This window comes from Pseudarthrobacter sp. DSP2-3-2b1 (assembly GCF_049895945.1).
GTDB lineage: Bacteria > Actinomycetota > Actinomycetes > Actinomycetales > Micrococcaceae > Arthrobacter.
The window spans coordinates 25,628-40,410 of sequence record NZ_JAFCTI010000005.1; the positions used below are offsets into that span (position 1 = coordinate 25,628).

Below are 14,783 nucleotides of genomic sequence, written 5' to 3' on the forward strand. Positions count from 1 at the left end.
AATGATGCCACCGCGCGGCGGCAGGCAAGCTTTCGCGGCGTCGCCGGAGCCAGTGGGTAAAGTCAATGCTATGAAACCCTCCCCCCGTCTCAGCCTGAACAACGGTGTCCTGATCGACCAACTGGGATTAGGGCTCTACAAGGTTCCGGCGGCGGACGCGTCAGGCCTGGTGTCCATGGCGTTGGGAGCCGGCTACCGCCGTTTCGACACAGCCGCCATGTACGGCAACGAGACGGGCGTCGCCAAGGGTTTGAGTTCTGCTTTCGGAACCGAGGGCGGAAACGGCGGCTCGGGCGAAGCTGCCCCGGGCCTGCGGCGTGAGGATGTTTTCGTCACCACCAAGGTCTGGAACGACGACCAGGGATATGACCGGACGCTCCGCGCCTTTGATACCTCCATGGTCAACCTTGGCCTGGACTACGTGGACCTGTACCTGATCCACTGGCCCTGCGCCCGGCGGGGGCTGTTCACCGAGACCTACCGCGCCCTGGAGACGCTCTACCGCGAAGGAAAAGTGCGGGCGGTGGGTGTCTGCAACTTCCAGCCGAAGCACCTTGACCTCCTGCTCCAGAAGGCAGAAGTGGTGCCTGCCGTAAACCAGATCGAGCTGCATCCCTGGCTCCAGCAGCACGAACTCAGCCAGAAGCACAAGGACCTGGGGATCCGGACCGAAGCCTGGAGCCCGCTGGGGCGCGGACATGTGCTGGCCGACCCCGTTGTCCTGGCCCTTGCGGCCGAGCACGGCAGGACGCCGGCCCAGACCGTCCTCCGGTGGCATGTCCAGCTGGGGAACCTCACTGTCCCCAAGGCAAGCTCCGAGGCCCGGCTCCGGGAGAACCTGGACGTTTTCGGCTTCGAACTTTCCCCGCGGGACATGGCTGCCCTGGCTGAGCTGGACCGCGGCCACCGCACCGGTTCCCACCCGGACAACGTCAACTAGGACCCAGCCTCAATGAAAACAGCCGCTCCCCAGCCATCCCCCGCGCCGTCCTACTTCAGCGACGCCCTGGCCGCCCGCACCCATGCCGCCACCATCGAGCTGAACGGCAGCAAAGTGGCCTACTGGACCTACGAACCGGTCCGGGCCACACCGGAAACCCGCACCATCCTGGTCATCCACGGCTTCCGGGGCGACCATCACGGCCTGCTCAGGGTGGCTGACCAGCTCCCGGAAATGCGCATCATCATGCCGGACCTGCCTGGCTTCGGCAGCTCTGAGGCGTTCGCCGCCGCGGATCATTCGGTGGCCAGCTACGGCACCTTCATCACAGACTTCATGGCGGCTCTGGGACTCGGCCCGGACACTGTTCTCCTGGGGCACTCCTTCGGCTCAATCGTCGCATCCCATTACGTGGCGGCCCACCCCGGCACTGTCACACCGCTGATCCTCATCAACCCCATCGCCGCGCCCGCCCTGGAAGGCCCGAAGGGTGTCATGACGAAACTGGCGGTGCTCTACTACCGCCTTGCAGCCAAGCTCCCGCGTGCCCTGGGACTGGCCCTGCTGCGCAGCCCGCTGATTGTCCGCGTCATGAGCGAGGCCATGGCCAAGACCACCAACAAGGAGCTGCGCCGGTTCATCCATGGCCAGCACCATGCCTACTTCAGCGCCTTCGCTGACCGGGAAAGCCTCCTGGAATCGTTCAGGGCGTCGGTGGGCAGCCATGTGGCGGAGATAGCGGACAGGCTGACTCTGCCGGTGATGCTGATCGCCGGTGAAAAGGACGAGATAGCCATGCTCCCGGACCAGCACCGCCTCGCCGCGCGCCTCCCGGACGGCGTCCTCAAAGTGATTCCCGGCGTCGGCCATCTCATCCATTACGAAACGCCCGAACCGGCCGCCGGTTTCATCCGCAGCTTCCTTAAGGACCACCCCGCGTGAAGATTGTCATCGATGCCCGCTTCACCCGGACCGACCACCATGACGGCATCAGCCGGTACGGCGCCAGCCTCATCGCGGCAACGGCGAAAATAGCCGATGTCTCCATGCTCATCAGCGACCCCCGGCAGCTGGCCCTGCTCCCGGATGTTCCGTACACGCTGATCAACAGTCCGTTGTCCCCGCTGGAACTGTTTGTGGCCCGCAAGGTCAACCCGCTCGGCGCCGACGTTGTGGTGTGCCCCATGCAGACCATGGGGAGCTGGGGGCGCAGGTACGGCCTGGTCCTGACCCTGCACGACCTCATCTACTACGAGCACCCCGCGCCGCCGGGGTTCCTCCCGGCCCCGGTACGGATCCTGTGGCGGCTCTACCACAAGGCCTTCTGGCCCCAGCGGCTGCTCCTCAACAGGGCGGACGTGGTGGCAACCATCAGCAGGACCACGGAGGCCCTGATGGCCAAGTACCGGCTGACCAAACGGCCTGTGAGGATCATCAGCAACGCGCCGCAGCCTGCCCAGGACCCGCGGGACCCGTCCGCCGGGGCCGATCATTCGCTGATCTATATGGGCTCTTTCATGCCGTACAAAAACGTCGGCACGATGGTGGCCGGAATGGCGGACCTGCCCGACTTCACCCTTCATCTGCTCAGCAGGATCACACCGGAGCGCCGGGCTGAACTGGAGCTTATGGTCCCCCCGGGGGCCAAAGTGGTTTTCCACAACGGGGTCACCGATGACGAATACTGGGCCCTGCTGCAGCGGGCCACCGCCCTGGTGAGCCTCTCGCACGCAGAGGGTTACGGGCTGCCGCTGGTGGAAGCCATGGCACTGGGCACGCCGGTGATCGCCAGCGACATCCCAATTTTCCGGGAGGTCGGCGGCGACGTGGCTTCATACGTCGATCCCGCTTCACCGGCCGAGTTCGCGGCCGCAGTGCGGAAACTGCGCGACGACGCCCACTGGCAGGACGTGTCCCGCCGCTCCGTGGACCGTGCCCGGGAGTTCAGCTGGGATGAGTCCGCGCGGCAGCTGGTGGACGTGGCACACAACATCGTGGCGCGCCGCAGCCGCTAGCTGACACCGCCAGCCGTTCTAAAGGACATCAACGCCGTCGAGCCTGACCTGCACCGGCTCCTCGCTGCGTTTCGCGGCGGCCGCCGCCTTTGTTGAGCGCAGCACATGGGTGACCAAACCGGCCTGTCCGTAGGGGAAGAACAACAGCGTGCGGACGTCTTCACCGACCCGCTGGGGTGTTGGCAGCCCAACGAGCAGCACCGGCGCCGGTCCCGCTGTCCGCAGCGTCAGGCCCGAGTCCGCCAGCTGATGTTCCACAGCAGCAGTGAAATGCACGACGGCGGCCCTGGGACCGGTGACCGACGCGACGCGGACGGCCGGGGGTAACTGGAGTTCCATCCTCAGCTCCAGCTCCCGCCGTGCATAGCCGGCGGGGTCCCACCGCAACAGCGCACCGACGGCGACACTTTCCGTCGCGGTGATGACCACCAGTCCGCCGTCGGAGGCAGGGCGCACCAGGGCGGCGGCATTGAACCAGCGGCGCACGGTGTCCTCACCGGCGCGGAGATTTTCCCGCCGCAGCAGCGAGTCGCCGTCAAGGAGCAGAGCGGCGGCGTAACCGCCGTCCGCTACGGGTTCCGCACCGACCGTCGCCACCACCAGAGCTTTACTGCTGCCTACGCTGGCTTTGACGTGGTCTCCGGAGGATGTGACGACGGCCTTTCCGGGGAACGCCCGGCCCAGCTCTTCCGCCGTCCGCAGGACGCCCGTGGCACCTTTTCGGAGCCTTCGGCTTGAGCAGTGGACACAGTGCCAGTCAGGAGACGGGGTGGAACACCAGCGGCATTGCGGAATCGAGGCGGAACCGCTGGCGCCTGCGAGGGCCAGCGGGCCTTGGCATGCCTGGCACCGTGCCGGTTCGCGGCAGGTTTCGCACACGAGCGACGGTGCATAGCCTGCCCGCGCCACCTGCACCAGGACGGGGCCACGTTCCAGCCCTTCCTTGGCTGCCCGCCAGGCGGCTCCCGGGAGCCGGGCGATCCGCGCCAGGGGGTCACGTTCCTGTTCAAAGCTGTCGGCCGTGTTGAGCACCCGCGGAACGGTGCGGCGCAGGTAGGGGCGTTCGGCGTCGATGGGCATGGCCCAGCCTGCCTCCACCAGCCTCTGCAGTTCGGTGCTCCTGGAGTGGGCCGCCATCAGGCAGGCGGCACCCTCCTGGTCTGCCCGGAGCAGCAACACTTCGCGGGCGTGGGCGTACGGTGCGCGCTGTTCGATGTGGAGGTCGTCGCCGTCGTCCCAGCAGGCCACCAGGCCCACGTCCCGGACCGGGGCGTACGCGGCCGAGCGCGTCCCGATGGCCACCCGCGCCGAGCCCGCCAGGAGGCGGAGGAAGTTCCGGTAGCGGGGGGTGGGCCCGTCCTCTGCCGTGAGGCGGGCGACGTCACTGGCCGGCAGTACTTCGAGCAGCGCTGCTTCCAGTTGGTCCAGGTCGCGGTGGTCGGGTACGACTACCAGGGCGCCACGGCCGGAGGCGCGGACGGCTGCCACAGACTGCGCCAGCAGACGCGGCCACGCTGCCGGACCGTAGCCTTGGAGCGGGCTGAAGACTGCACGCGGGGAGCCACCATCCCGGAGGTGTCGGACAAAGGCGGGGCCGTTCCTGTAGCCGTCCCAGGCATCGGCCTGCTCGCTTGAGGTCGCTGTTTCGACGGCTTCGGCGTGGGGTTCCACCGCCTCCGAGGCGGTTTCGGCGCCGGCCTCAGCGAATACTCCGGCGAGGAAATCCTTCTCCAGTTTGGCCACGCGCGGCGGCACGGCCACCCGGAGGACGTCGCTGACGGTTCCTGCATAGCGGGCTGCGACGGCGGCTACGAGGTCCCGCACAGTGGGCGTCAGGACGGCCACCGGTGAGATGACTTTGTGCAGCGGCACCAGGGCGTGGCCGGCATCGGACTCCGCAGTGCGTTCCATGATGAATCCGGACAGGTCCTGGCCATTGAACTTGACCTTCACCCGGACGCCCGGCTGAGCGGCTTCGTCCAATTCGGCAGGGACGCTGTAATCGAAGGGCCGGTCCAGGTGGGGCAGCGGCGTCTCCACATGGACCCTGGCCACGGGAAGGTGCCCGGCCAGCGGCGGACCCGCCGGCCTCGCTTTGGAGGGGAACCCCTGCAGCAGCGATGGCTGGACGGCACCGGAGGAGTGTGGCTGCGCCCGGACAGAGGCCGCTGATGCAGCGCTCCTCCGACCAGCAGTCTCCTGAGCGGCCACAACCACTACCCCCGTTCAACACCTGCGCCTCAATATCCTGTACCGGACCTGCCAGGTCCGGTTTGTCCGGACACGACAAGCCAACCACGGGCCTCTGACATTCCGCCTGCCGTGTCCGCTGCCGGCCGGCTCTAGGCGTTGAAGAAGGCCTTGAGGTCGTCGACGCGGTCCAGCCGTTCCCAGGTGAAATCGGGATCGTCGCGGCCGAAGTGCCCGTGGGCTGCAGTCTTGGCGTAGATGGGACGCTTGAGATCCAGGGCATCAATGATGGCGCGGGGACGGAGGTCGAAGATTTCGGCGATTGCGGCGCTGATCTTCGCGGGGTCCACGGTTTCAGTCCCGAATGTCTCTACATAGGTGCCCACGGGCCGGGCCTGGCCGATCGCGTACGCAATCTGGATTTCGGCGCGCTTGGCCAGTCCGGCGGCCACCACGTTCTTGGCAACCCAGCGCATGGCATAGGCAGCGGACCGGTCCACCTTGGACGGGTCTTTGCCCGAGAAGGCGCCGCCCCCGTGACGGGCCATTCCGCCGTAGGTGTCAACGATGATCTTGCGCCCGGTCAGGCCGGCATCGCCTACGGGTCCGCCAATGACGAACTCGCCGGCGGGGTTGAGGATGTTTGCAGCGCGGGAGATGTCCAGGTTGGCTGCGGCGAGGACCGGATCGATCACCATCGAGGCGAGGTCGGCCCGGAGCCGGGCCAGGCTGGTGCCTTCCGCGTGCTGGCTGGAGATGACCACGGTTTCGACTGATACGGGAACGTCTTTGTCGTAGCCCACAGTGACCTGGGTCTTGCCGTCAGGGCGGAGGTACGCCAGCAGGCCGGACTTCCGGACCTCGGTAAGGCGTTCGGAGAGACGGTGCGCCAGCCAGATGGGCGTGGGCATGTACGACGGCGTTTCGTCGCTCGCGTACCCGAACATCAGGCCCTGATCGCCGGCACCCTGGAGGTCGTAATCGTCCTCCTGCCGGCCTTCGCGGGCTTCGAGGGAGTTGAAGACGCCGCCGGCGATGTCATTGGACTGCTGGCCGATGGATACCGAGACGCCGCAGCGTGCGCCGTCGAAACCGTTCGCCGATGAGTCGTAGCCGATGCCGAGGATGGTCTCGCGGACAATCTGCGGAATTTCCACGTAGGCGTCTGTGGTGACTTCGCCGGCAACATGGACCAGGCCCGTGGTGGCCATCGTCTCAACGGCAACGCGGGACTCCGGGTCTGCCGCGAGCAGGGCATCCAGGATGGCGTCGCTGATCTGGTCACAGATCTTGTCCGGGTGGCCTTCAGTGACCGACTCGGAGGTGAAGAGCCGGAGTGCGGGAGGCGTGGTCCCGTGGGTCTGGGGAATGTGCAGCGGTAAAGTCACTCAACTACCTTACTGGTTAGGACTCGGACGTCCGGCGGCGTGTGTCCCCGTACTAAGGAAACGTGCCGCTCCTGGCGTCAGGCGCGGGGCGAAACGCGGTTCAGCTCGAAGCCGATCCGGGTAATGATGGCAGCCGAAACCGCGGTCTTGGTGCCGGCGGCCAGTTGTGGTTCGGCGCCGGAGCGAGCCAGGATGACTACAGAGTTGGTGTCCTGGCCGAAGACCTTGTCCGTGCCCACGTGATTGAGCACCAGCAGGTCACAGCCCTTGCGCTTGAGCTTTGCCTCCGCGTACGCCAGGACGTCGCCCTGCCCGTCACCGGTTTCAGCGGCGAAGCCAACAATCAGTTGGCCGCGGCGGGCGGCCTGGTGCCCGGTGGCTTGGTCCCGCAGTTCCACGAGTTCCTGAAGAATGTCGGGGTTGCGGACCAGCGTGATGACCGGGTCCGCAGTATCGTCGCGTTTCTTGATCTTGGTGCCCGAGATCTCGGCGGGACGGAAATCCGCCACGGCAGCTGCCATGATCACGACGTCGGAGTCCACCGCCGCTGCCAGCGCGGCTTCGCGCAACTGCAGGGCAGTCTCCACTTTCACCACGTCAACGCCGGCCGGGGGCGGGACTTCCATATGGGCGGCGAGGAGCCGGACAGTTGCACCGGCGTTGCGGGCGGCGACAGCCAACGCCACTCCCTGTTTGCCGGAGGACCTGTTGCCCAGGAAGCGCACCGGGTCCAGAGGTTCGCGGGTACCGCCTGCGCTGATGGTGACCGTTTTCCCGGCGAGGGGAAGCTGGTAGTCCGGCTCGCCCTGGGCAAGGGCCATGGCGGCATCAAAGATGGCTTCGGGTTCCGGCAGGCGGCCAGGGCCGGTATCGGCGCCGGTCAGCCGGCCGCTGGCCGGTTCAAGTACGGCCACTCCCCTGCCCCGCAGTGTCTCCACGTTGGCCCGGGTGGCAGCGTGCTGCCACATCTCGGTGTGCATGGCCGGTGCAAACAGTACGGGTCCGCGTGCCATCAGCAGCGTGTTGGTGAGGAGGTCGCTGGCCTGGCCGGTGGCTGCGCGCGCCAACAGATCAGCTGTGGCGGGGGCTACCACGATGAGATCGGCCTCATGGCCGAGCTTGACGTGGTTGACCTGATGGACTTCGTCGAAGACGCTGTTGGTGACCGGGTTGCCGGACAGGGCTTCCCAGGTTGCCACACCCACGAAGCGGGTGGCGGCCTCGGTGGGGATCACCGTGACGTTATGCCCGGCTTCAGTAAAAAGCCGGAGGAGCGATGCCACCTTGTAGGCGGCAATCCCTCCCCCGACTCCTAGCACTATGCGCACGTGAGCTCCGTCAACAGGTGAGTCTGCGTGGTCTCGGTGACAGGACCGCTGCTTTACTCTGCGGCTTCGATCGGCGTGGAAACGAGCTTGCCTTCGTTGATCTCGCGCAGGGCGATGGACAGCGACTTCTCATTCAGCTTGGTATCGACCAGCGGGCCGACGTACTCGAACAGGCCCTCGTGCAGCTGGGCGTAGTAGGCGTTGATCTGGCGTGCACGCTTGGCGCCGAAGATCACCAGGCCGTACTTGGAATCAGCTGCCTCAAGCAGTGAGTCGATCGGCGGGTTGATGATGCCTTCAAGGTTCGTGGACACGAATTCTCCAAATTCTAACGGGCTGACGGGTACCGGCTAAATGTGCGGGTGCGGTGTCAGCCCCATGAGTGAAACAAGCTCGTCCGCTGCCCGGCGAACGTCATCATTGATGACGGTGTGGTCAAACTCCGGTTCAGCGGCAAGTTCTAGTTTAGCGGTTTCCAGCCGTTGCCGCTGTTCGTCGGCGGTTTCGGTGCCACGGCCTACCAGCCGGCGCACCATTTCGTCCCAACTGGGCGGGGCGAGAAAGACGAATTGCGCATCGGGGACGGCCGCCTTGACCTGCCGGGCGCCCTGCAGGTCAATCTCCAGCAGGACGGACCTGCCGTCTGCGATGGCCTCCTTGACGGTGCTTTTCAGCGTGCCGTAGGTATTCTGGCCGTGGACTACGGCCCACTCCAACAGCTCGCCGGCGGCGATCAGCGATTCGAACTCCTCCTTGGACTTGAAGAAGTAGTGGACGCCGTCCTGCTCCCCTGGCCGGGGCGCGCGGGTGGTTGCCGAAACGGAAAGCCAGACTTCGGGGTAGTTATCCCTGATGTAGGTGGACACGGTGCCTTTGCCAACAGCCGTCGGACCTGCGAGGACTGTCAGTCCCGGTTTCTTGCTCACGTATTCCTTTGTGCCGGAGTTCGGATGGGGCGGACCGTGGCACGCCCTACTTCTCGTCTATAAAATCTACCAGCGCCTGGCGCTGGTGAATGCCCAGTCCGCGGACCCGCCGGGACGCGGCAATGCCCAGCTGCTCCATGATGGCCGCAGCCCTGACCTTGCCGATGCCCGGCAACGCTTCAAGCAGCTCTGCCACCCTCATCCGGGCCAGGGCCTCGTCAGCGGCGGCCGAACGGATGAGGTCCGCCGCTGAGGTCTGGCCGTTCTTGAGCCGTTCCTTCGCCGCAGCCCTGGCTGCGCGGGCAGCCGCGGCCTTCTGCAGCGCAGCCGTGCGTTCCGACGCGGACAAGGGTCGCAGGCTCATAACGGACACCCCCGGTGGGACGGATGCATCCAAGGCGGCCGCCATTGGACTTGTCCAGAAACCTACCCCTTGCGGGACGGCGAATCAATGCATTGCGCGTGTATCCGGCCCGCACCCCACCCGCATCCCACCTGCAGCGCAACAAAGGTGGCGCCTATTCTCCCCGCAGTCCGTCAAGTGTCCGCAGGGCGGCATCCTTGAGTCCCTGGACGGCGGGACCGGCTGACAGAATATCGCGGCTGGAGGTTCCAAGGACCTGTGGGTAGGCTGCGCCGAAGGTCCTGCGCAGGTCTGCCGCGGTTGCACCCTGGGCACCCAGTCCAGGAGCGAGGATGGGACCGCTGACGGCCCCGAGGTCCAGCTGCAGGTCCGAGAGCGCCGAGCCCACCGTGGCGCCGACAACCAGGCCCACCGAGCCGAGCGGGCCGGGATAACGCCGGTTCTCAGCCGCTGCCGCCCCGACAATGCGCCGCGCCACGGAATCTGCTCCGCCCACGTGCTGCACGGATGCCCCCTCCGGGTTGGAGGTCAAGGCGAGGACAAACACACCGCGGCCGGTCTCGGCTGCCAGGTCAAGTGCGGGCCGGAGCGATTCGAAGCCCAGGTAAGGGCTCAGGGTCACCGAATCGGCGGCCAGCGGTGAACTGTCCCGGAGCCAGGCGTCCGCGTAGGCGGCCATGGTAGAGCCGATATCGCCGCGCTTGGCGTCGGCGATGGTGAGCACCGACTCGTCCCGGGCCTCGGCAAGGAGTTCCTCGAGGACAGCCATGCCCGCTGACCCGTGGCGCTCGTAAAGCGCCACCTGTGGCTTCACCGCGGCAGCGAGTGAACCGACGGCCTCCAGGACTGTGAGCGAAAACCGCCTCAGCCCGGCGGCGTCGTCGTCCAGTCCCCAGGCCTTGAGCAGAGCCGGGTGGGGGTCGATGCCCACGCAGAGCGGCCCGCGGGCCGCCATGGCCGCGCCGAGCCGGGAGCCGAAGGACTCCCGGCCGGCGGCTCCGGGTGTGCCGGACTCAGGCATTCTGCGCCACTGCTGCCTTGGGGGCTCCGTCCTGCGGAGCAGCACCCTGCGCGGCCGCGTGCTGCGAGGCGGTCAGCGCGGCAGCGTGCTCCTGCAGGCTGGTCACCGACCACTCATAGGTGCGCATGGCCTCAATCGCCTGGACGGCGGCGTTGAACTCCGCCACCGTGGTGATGCAGGGAATGCCGATGGACGTCGCTGCGGCCCGGAGTTCGTAGCCGTCGCTGCGGGCTTCGCCGCCGGACGGGGTGTTGAACACCATGTCGATCTCGCCGGCAATGACCAGATCCGCGATGGTGCCTTCGCCCTCGGCGCTGCTGCCCTCGGCGACCTTGCGGACCGGGGTGGCCTGGATGCCGTTGCGGCGCAGGACATCGGCGGTGCCGCCGGTGGAGACGATCTCGAAGCCGAGATCGGAGAGCCGTTTGACGCCCATGATGACCGAGCGCTTGTCCCGGTTGGCCACCGAGACAAAGATCTTGCCTTCGGTAGGCAGCGCGTTGTTCGCCGCTGCCTGGCTCTTGGCGAAGGCAGTGTCGAAGTGCTTGTCGATGCCCATCACTTCACCGGTGGACCGCATTTCGGGGCCGAGCAGCGAGTCCACCACCTTGCCCTCCGGGGTGCGGAACCGGCTGAACGGCAGGACAGCTTCCTTGACCGATACCGGCGCGTCCAGCGGCAGCGTGGAGCCGTCGCCGGTTTCCGGCAGCATCTTGTAGGCAGTCCGGAGCTGGTGGATGGTGACGCCGGTGCCGATCAGGGCAGCGGCCTTGGCCATCTGGACGCCGGTTGCCTTGGAGACGAACGGCACGGTGCGGGAGGCACGCGGGTTCGCTTCCAGGACGTACAGGACATCGGAGGCCAGGGCGAACTGGATGTTGATCAGGCCGCGCACGCCCACGCCCTCGGCGATGGCCCGGGTGGCGGTGCGGACGCGTTCCAGGACGTTGTTGCCCAGCGTGATGGGCGGCAGGACGCAGGCGGAGTCACCGGAGTGGATACCGGCTTCCTCGATGTGCTCCATGATGCCGCCGAGGTACATGTCCGTGCCGTCGAAGAGTGCATCGACGTCGATTTCGACGGCGTCTTCGAGGAATCGGTCGATCAGGACCGGGTGGTCCGGGGTGATCTCGGTGGCGTTGGCGATGTAGCGGGAAAGGTTCGGCTCGTCGTACACGATCTCCATGCCGCGGCCGCCGAGGACGTAGGACGGACGGACCAGGACGGGGTAGCCGATCTCGTCAGCGATCTTCTTGGCGTCCTCGAAGGAGACAGCGGTGCCGTTCTTCGGGGCGATCAGGCCGGCGTTGTCCAGGACGCGGGAGAATTCGCCGCGGTGCTCGGCGAGGTCGATCGCTGCCGGGGACGTGCCGAGGATGGGCACACCGGCGTCGGCCAGCTGCTGGGCAAGCTTCAGCGGCGTCTGGCCGCCCAGCTGCACAAACACGCCCATCACGCCGCCGGTGCGCTCTTCGGCGGCGATGACCTCCAGGACGTCCTCCAGCGTCAGCGGCTCGAAGTAGAGGCGGGTGGAGACGTCGTAGTCGGTGGAGACGGTTTCCGGGTTGCAGTTGACCATAACGGTCTCGTAGCCGGCCTTGCGCAGGGCCATCGAGGCGTGGACGCAGGAGTAGTCGAACTCGATGCCCTGGCCGATGCGGTTGGGACCGGAGCCGAGGATCAGGATGGACGGCTTGGCGTGCAGCGCAATCTCGTCCTCCTCGTCGTAGGACGAGTAGTGGTACGGGGTGTAGGCGGCGAACTCTGCGGCGCAGGTGTCCACCGTTTTGTAGACCGGACGGATGCCCAGGGCCTGGCGGACGCCGCGGACCACTGCCTCGGAGTTGTGCGTCAGGGCACCGATCTGCTCGTCGGAGAAGCCGTGGCGCTTGGCCCGCCGGAGCATCTCCACCGTCAGGGAACCTGCCTGGCGGATCTCGTGGGAGATCTCGTTCAGGAGCTGGAGCTGGTCCAGGTACCAGGGATCGATCTTGGTGGCTTCGAAAAGCTCCTCCACGCTGGCGCCGCCCAGGAGCGCGCGCTGCACCTGGTGAAGGCGTTCGGTGGTGGGACGCTTGGACTTTTCAATGAGCTCAGCGACCTCCCATTCGGGGACGGAGCTGAAGTCCAGCTGCGAACCCTTCTGTTCCAGGGAACGGAGGGCCTTCTGGAGTGCCTCGGTGAAGTTGCGGCCCATGGCCATCGCCTCGCCCACCGACTTCATGGTGGTGGTGAGGGTGTTGTCGGCGGCCGGGAACTTCTCGAACGCGAACCGCGGAACCTTGACCACCACGTAGTCAAGTGTTGGCTCGAAGGACGCAGGCGTCTTCTGCGTGATGTCGTTCGGGATCTCGTCCAGGGTGTAGCCGAGGGAAAGCTTGGTGGCGATCTTGGCAATCGCAAACCCCGTGGCCTTGGACGCCAGCGCCGAGGAGCGGGACACGCGCGGGTTCATCTCGATGACCACCACGCGGCCGGTGTCCGGCTCGACGGCGAACTGGATGTTGCAGCCCCCGGTGTCTACGCCGACTTCGCGGATCACGGCGATGGAGATATCGCGCAGCCGCTGGTATTCGCGGTCCGTGAGGGTCAGTGCCGGCGCCACGGTGATGGAGTCGCCGGTGTGCACGCCTACGGGATCGAAGTTTTCGATGGAACAGACCACAACCACGTTGTCGTTCTTGTCCCGCATCATCTCCAGCTCGTATTCCTTCCAGCCCAGGATGCTCTCTTCCAGCAGGACCTCGGACGTGGGGCTGTACTGCAGGCCCTGGCCCACAATCCTGCGGAGATCGTTCTCGTCATAGGCGAGGCCGGAACCGAGGCCGCCCATGGTGAAGGAAGGCCGGACCACCATGGGGTAGCCCAGGTCGTCAGCAGCTTTGAGTGCCTCATCGATGGTGTGGATGATGTGGCTGCGGGCTGATTCGGCGCCGCAGCGTTCCACCACGCCCTTGAACTTTTCGCGGTCCTCGCCGAGCTCGATTGCGGCGATGTTCGCGCCGATGAGTTCCACGTTGTACTTCGCCAGGACACCGTTCTTGTCCAGGGCGATGGCGGTGTTCAGGGCCGTCTGCCCGCCCAGGGTGGGCAGGATGGCGTCCGGCCGCTCCTTGGCAATGATCTTCTCCACCACCTCGGGGGTGATGGGCTCAATGTAGGTGGCATCGGCGAACTCGGGGTCCGTCATGATGGTGGCGGGGTTGGAGTTCACCAGGATGACCCGCAGGCCCTCCTCCTTGAGGACACGCAGTGCCTGGGTACCGGAGTAGTCGAATTCGGCGGCCTGTCCGATCACGATCGGGCCGGAGCCGATGACCAGGACGCTCTTAAGGTCAGTTCTCTTGGGCATTACTTGGTGTCCTCAGTCTTGGAATCGGTGGTGTTCTTGGCGTCGGCAGGCTTTTCCGACAGGTTGGCGGTGCGCCCGTCGCGGGTGCCTTCCATGAGGTCGATGAAACGGTCGAACAGGTAAGCAGCGTCGTGCGGGCCGGCCGCCGCTTCAGGGTGGTACTGGACCGAGAACGCCGGGATGTCCAGGCACGCGAGACCTTCGACGACGTCGTCGTTCAGGCTGATGTGGCTGACCTCGACCCGGCCGTAACGCTCCTCCGGAGCCTGGGTGGCGCCGTCGAGCGGTGCGTCCACGGCGAAGCCGTGGTTCTGCGAGGTGATTTCGACTTTGCCGGTGCGGCGGTCCATCACCGGCTGGTTGATGCCACGGTGGCCGTAGCGGAGCTTGTAGGTGCCGAAGCCCAGCGCGCGTCCGAGGATCTGGTTGCCGAAGCAGATGCCGAAGTACGGGAGTTTCTCGTCCAGGACTGAACGGAGCAGCTTGACCTGCGAGTCAGCGGTGGCGGGGTCGCCGGGGCCGTTGGACATAAAGAAGCCGTCCGGGTTGACTGCCTTCACATCCTCCAGCGTGGCGGTGGCGGGCAGGACGTGCACGCGGACGCCGCGCTGGGCGAAGCGGACGGGGGTCATGGCCTTGATGCCGAGATCGATCGCGGCGATGCTGAACCGTGCCTCCCCCTCCCAGCCGTGGTCCTTGGGGTCAACGACGTAGGCCGCATCGACGCTGACCTCTTCAGCGAGGCGGGCGCCTTCCATCGGGGCGCTGGCCAGGACGGCGTCAACGAGTTCCTTGTCCGTGGCCTTGGCTGCCTCGCCGGAGAAGATCCCGGCGCGCATGGTCTTGTGCTCGCGCAGGTGCCTGGTGATGGCGCGGGTGTCCACGCCCTGGATGCCCACAATTCCCTGCTCCACCAGTTCCTCGTCGAGGGACCGTTCGGAGCGCCAGTTGGATGGGCGGCGGGCGGCGTCGCGGACGATGTAGCCGGCCACCCAGATGCGGCGTGACTCGGCGTCTTCGCTGTTCACGCCGGTGTTGCCGATGTGCGGGGCCGTCTGCACCACCAGCTGGCGGGCGTAGGACGGGTCGGTGATGGTCTCCTGGTAGCCGGTCATGCCGGTGGCGAAGACCGCCTCGCCCAGGGCCTTGCCCTGCGCGCCGTAGCTGGTGCCGCGGAAGATCCGGCCGTCCTCCAGGACGAATGCCGCCGGGGTGGAAGGAGCCGAAGCCGCTGGGTTTGCTGTCACTGTTTCTGTCAC

At 66.4% G+C, this 14,783-nt stretch carries 12 protein-coding genes; 3 read left to right on the plus strand and 9 right to left on the minus strand.

Translation table 11 applies throughout. The annotated features are described in order from the left end of the window. Positions 1–70: 70 nt before the first annotated feature. From ACP7AX_RS07840 to ACP7AX_RS07850, 3 genes are read left to right on the plus strand one after another with little or no spacing between them, the layout of a single operon-like run. Positions 71–940 carry an aldo/keto reductase gene (locus ACP7AX_RS07840; protein WP_426226018.1) on the plus strand — a complete coding sequence of 290 codons (870 nt, stop codon included), beginning with the start codon at positions 71–73 and terminating at the stop codon, positions 938–940. 12 nt (positions 941–952) lie between these two features. After that, positions 953–1,882, plus strand: coding sequence for an alpha/beta fold hydrolase (locus tag ACP7AX_RS07845; RefSeq protein WP_131684072.1), 930 nt, complete (start codon positions 953–955; stop codon positions 1,880–1,882). Further along, on the plus strand, positions 1,879–2,955 hold the full coding sequence (locus ACP7AX_RS07850; protein ID WP_426226019.1) for a glycosyltransferase family 4 protein: 1,077 nt from the start codon (positions 1,879–1,881) through the stop codon (positions 2,953–2,955). The genes ACP7AX_RS07845 and ACP7AX_RS07850 overlap by 4 nt, the downstream gene beginning before the upstream one ends. 18 nt (positions 2,956–2,973) lie before the next feature. Here ACP7AX_RS07850 and ACP7AX_RS07855 read toward each other — a convergent pair whose 3' ends face one another. The 9 genes from ACP7AX_RS07855 to carA form a co-directional block, all read right to left on the minus strand. Further along, positions 2,974–5,073 (minus strand): primosomal protein N', encoded by a 2,100-nt coding sequence (locus tag ACP7AX_RS07855; protein WP_426226155.1) that lies wholly within the window; start codon positions 5,071–5,073, stop codon positions 2,974–2,976. Positions 5,074–5,297: 224 nt separating this feature from the next. After that, complete coding sequence (gene metK, locus ACP7AX_RS07860) at positions 5,298–6,533, minus strand: methionine adenosyltransferase (RefSeq protein ID WP_131684069.1); 1,236 nt, start codon at positions 6,531–6,533, stop codon at positions 5,298–5,300. Between the two features lie 77 nt (positions 6,534–6,610). Then, complete coding sequence (coaBC, locus tag ACP7AX_RS07865; protein WP_426226020.1) at positions 6,611–7,861, minus strand: bifunctional phosphopantothenoylcysteine decarboxylase/phosphopantothenate--cysteine ligase CoaBC; 1,251 nt, start codon at positions 7,859–7,861, stop codon at positions 6,611–6,613. A 53-nt stretch (positions 7,862–7,914) separates the two neighbouring features. After that, complete coding sequence (gene rpoZ / locus ACP7AX_RS07870) at positions 7,915–8,175, minus strand: DNA-directed RNA polymerase subunit omega (protein ID WP_003800778.1); 261 nt, start codon at positions 8,173–8,175, stop codon at positions 7,915–7,917. A gap of 36 nt (positions 8,176–8,211) precedes the next feature. Further along, positions 8,212–8,787 (minus strand): guanylate kinase, encoded by a 576-nt coding sequence (gmk, locus tag ACP7AX_RS07875; RefSeq protein ID WP_426226021.1) that lies wholly within the window; start codon positions 8,785–8,787, stop codon positions 8,212–8,214. A gap of 46 nt (positions 8,788–8,833) precedes the next feature. After that, the gene (mihF, locus tag ACP7AX_RS07880; RefSeq protein ID WP_426226022.1) at positions 8,834–9,151 is read right to left on the minus strand and encodes an integration host factor, actinobacterial type; all 318 of its coding nucleotides are present in this window, start codon (positions 9,149–9,151) and stop codon (positions 8,834–8,836) included. A gap of 154 nt (positions 9,152–9,305) precedes the next feature. Next, complete coding sequence (pyrF, locus tag ACP7AX_RS07885) at positions 9,306–10,172, minus strand: orotidine-5'-phosphate decarboxylase (RefSeq protein ID WP_426226023.1); 867 nt, start codon at positions 10,170–10,172, stop codon at positions 9,306–9,308. Then, the gene (gene carB, locus ACP7AX_RS07890) at positions 10,165–13,524 is read right to left on the minus strand and encodes a carbamoyl-phosphate synthase large subunit (protein WP_426226024.1); all 3,360 of its coding nucleotides are present in this window, start codon (positions 13,522–13,524) and stop codon (positions 10,165–10,167) included. Before carB ends, pyrF begins: the two co-directional genes overlap by 8 nt. Next, positions 13,524–14,771, minus strand: coding sequence for a glutamine-hydrolyzing carbamoyl-phosphate synthase small subunit (gene carA, locus ACP7AX_RS07895; RefSeq protein WP_426226025.1), 1,248 nt, complete (start codon positions 14,769–14,771; stop codon positions 13,524–13,526). Before carA ends, carB begins: the two co-directional genes overlap by 1 nt. Between the last annotated feature and the right edge of the window lie 12 nt (positions 14,772–14,783).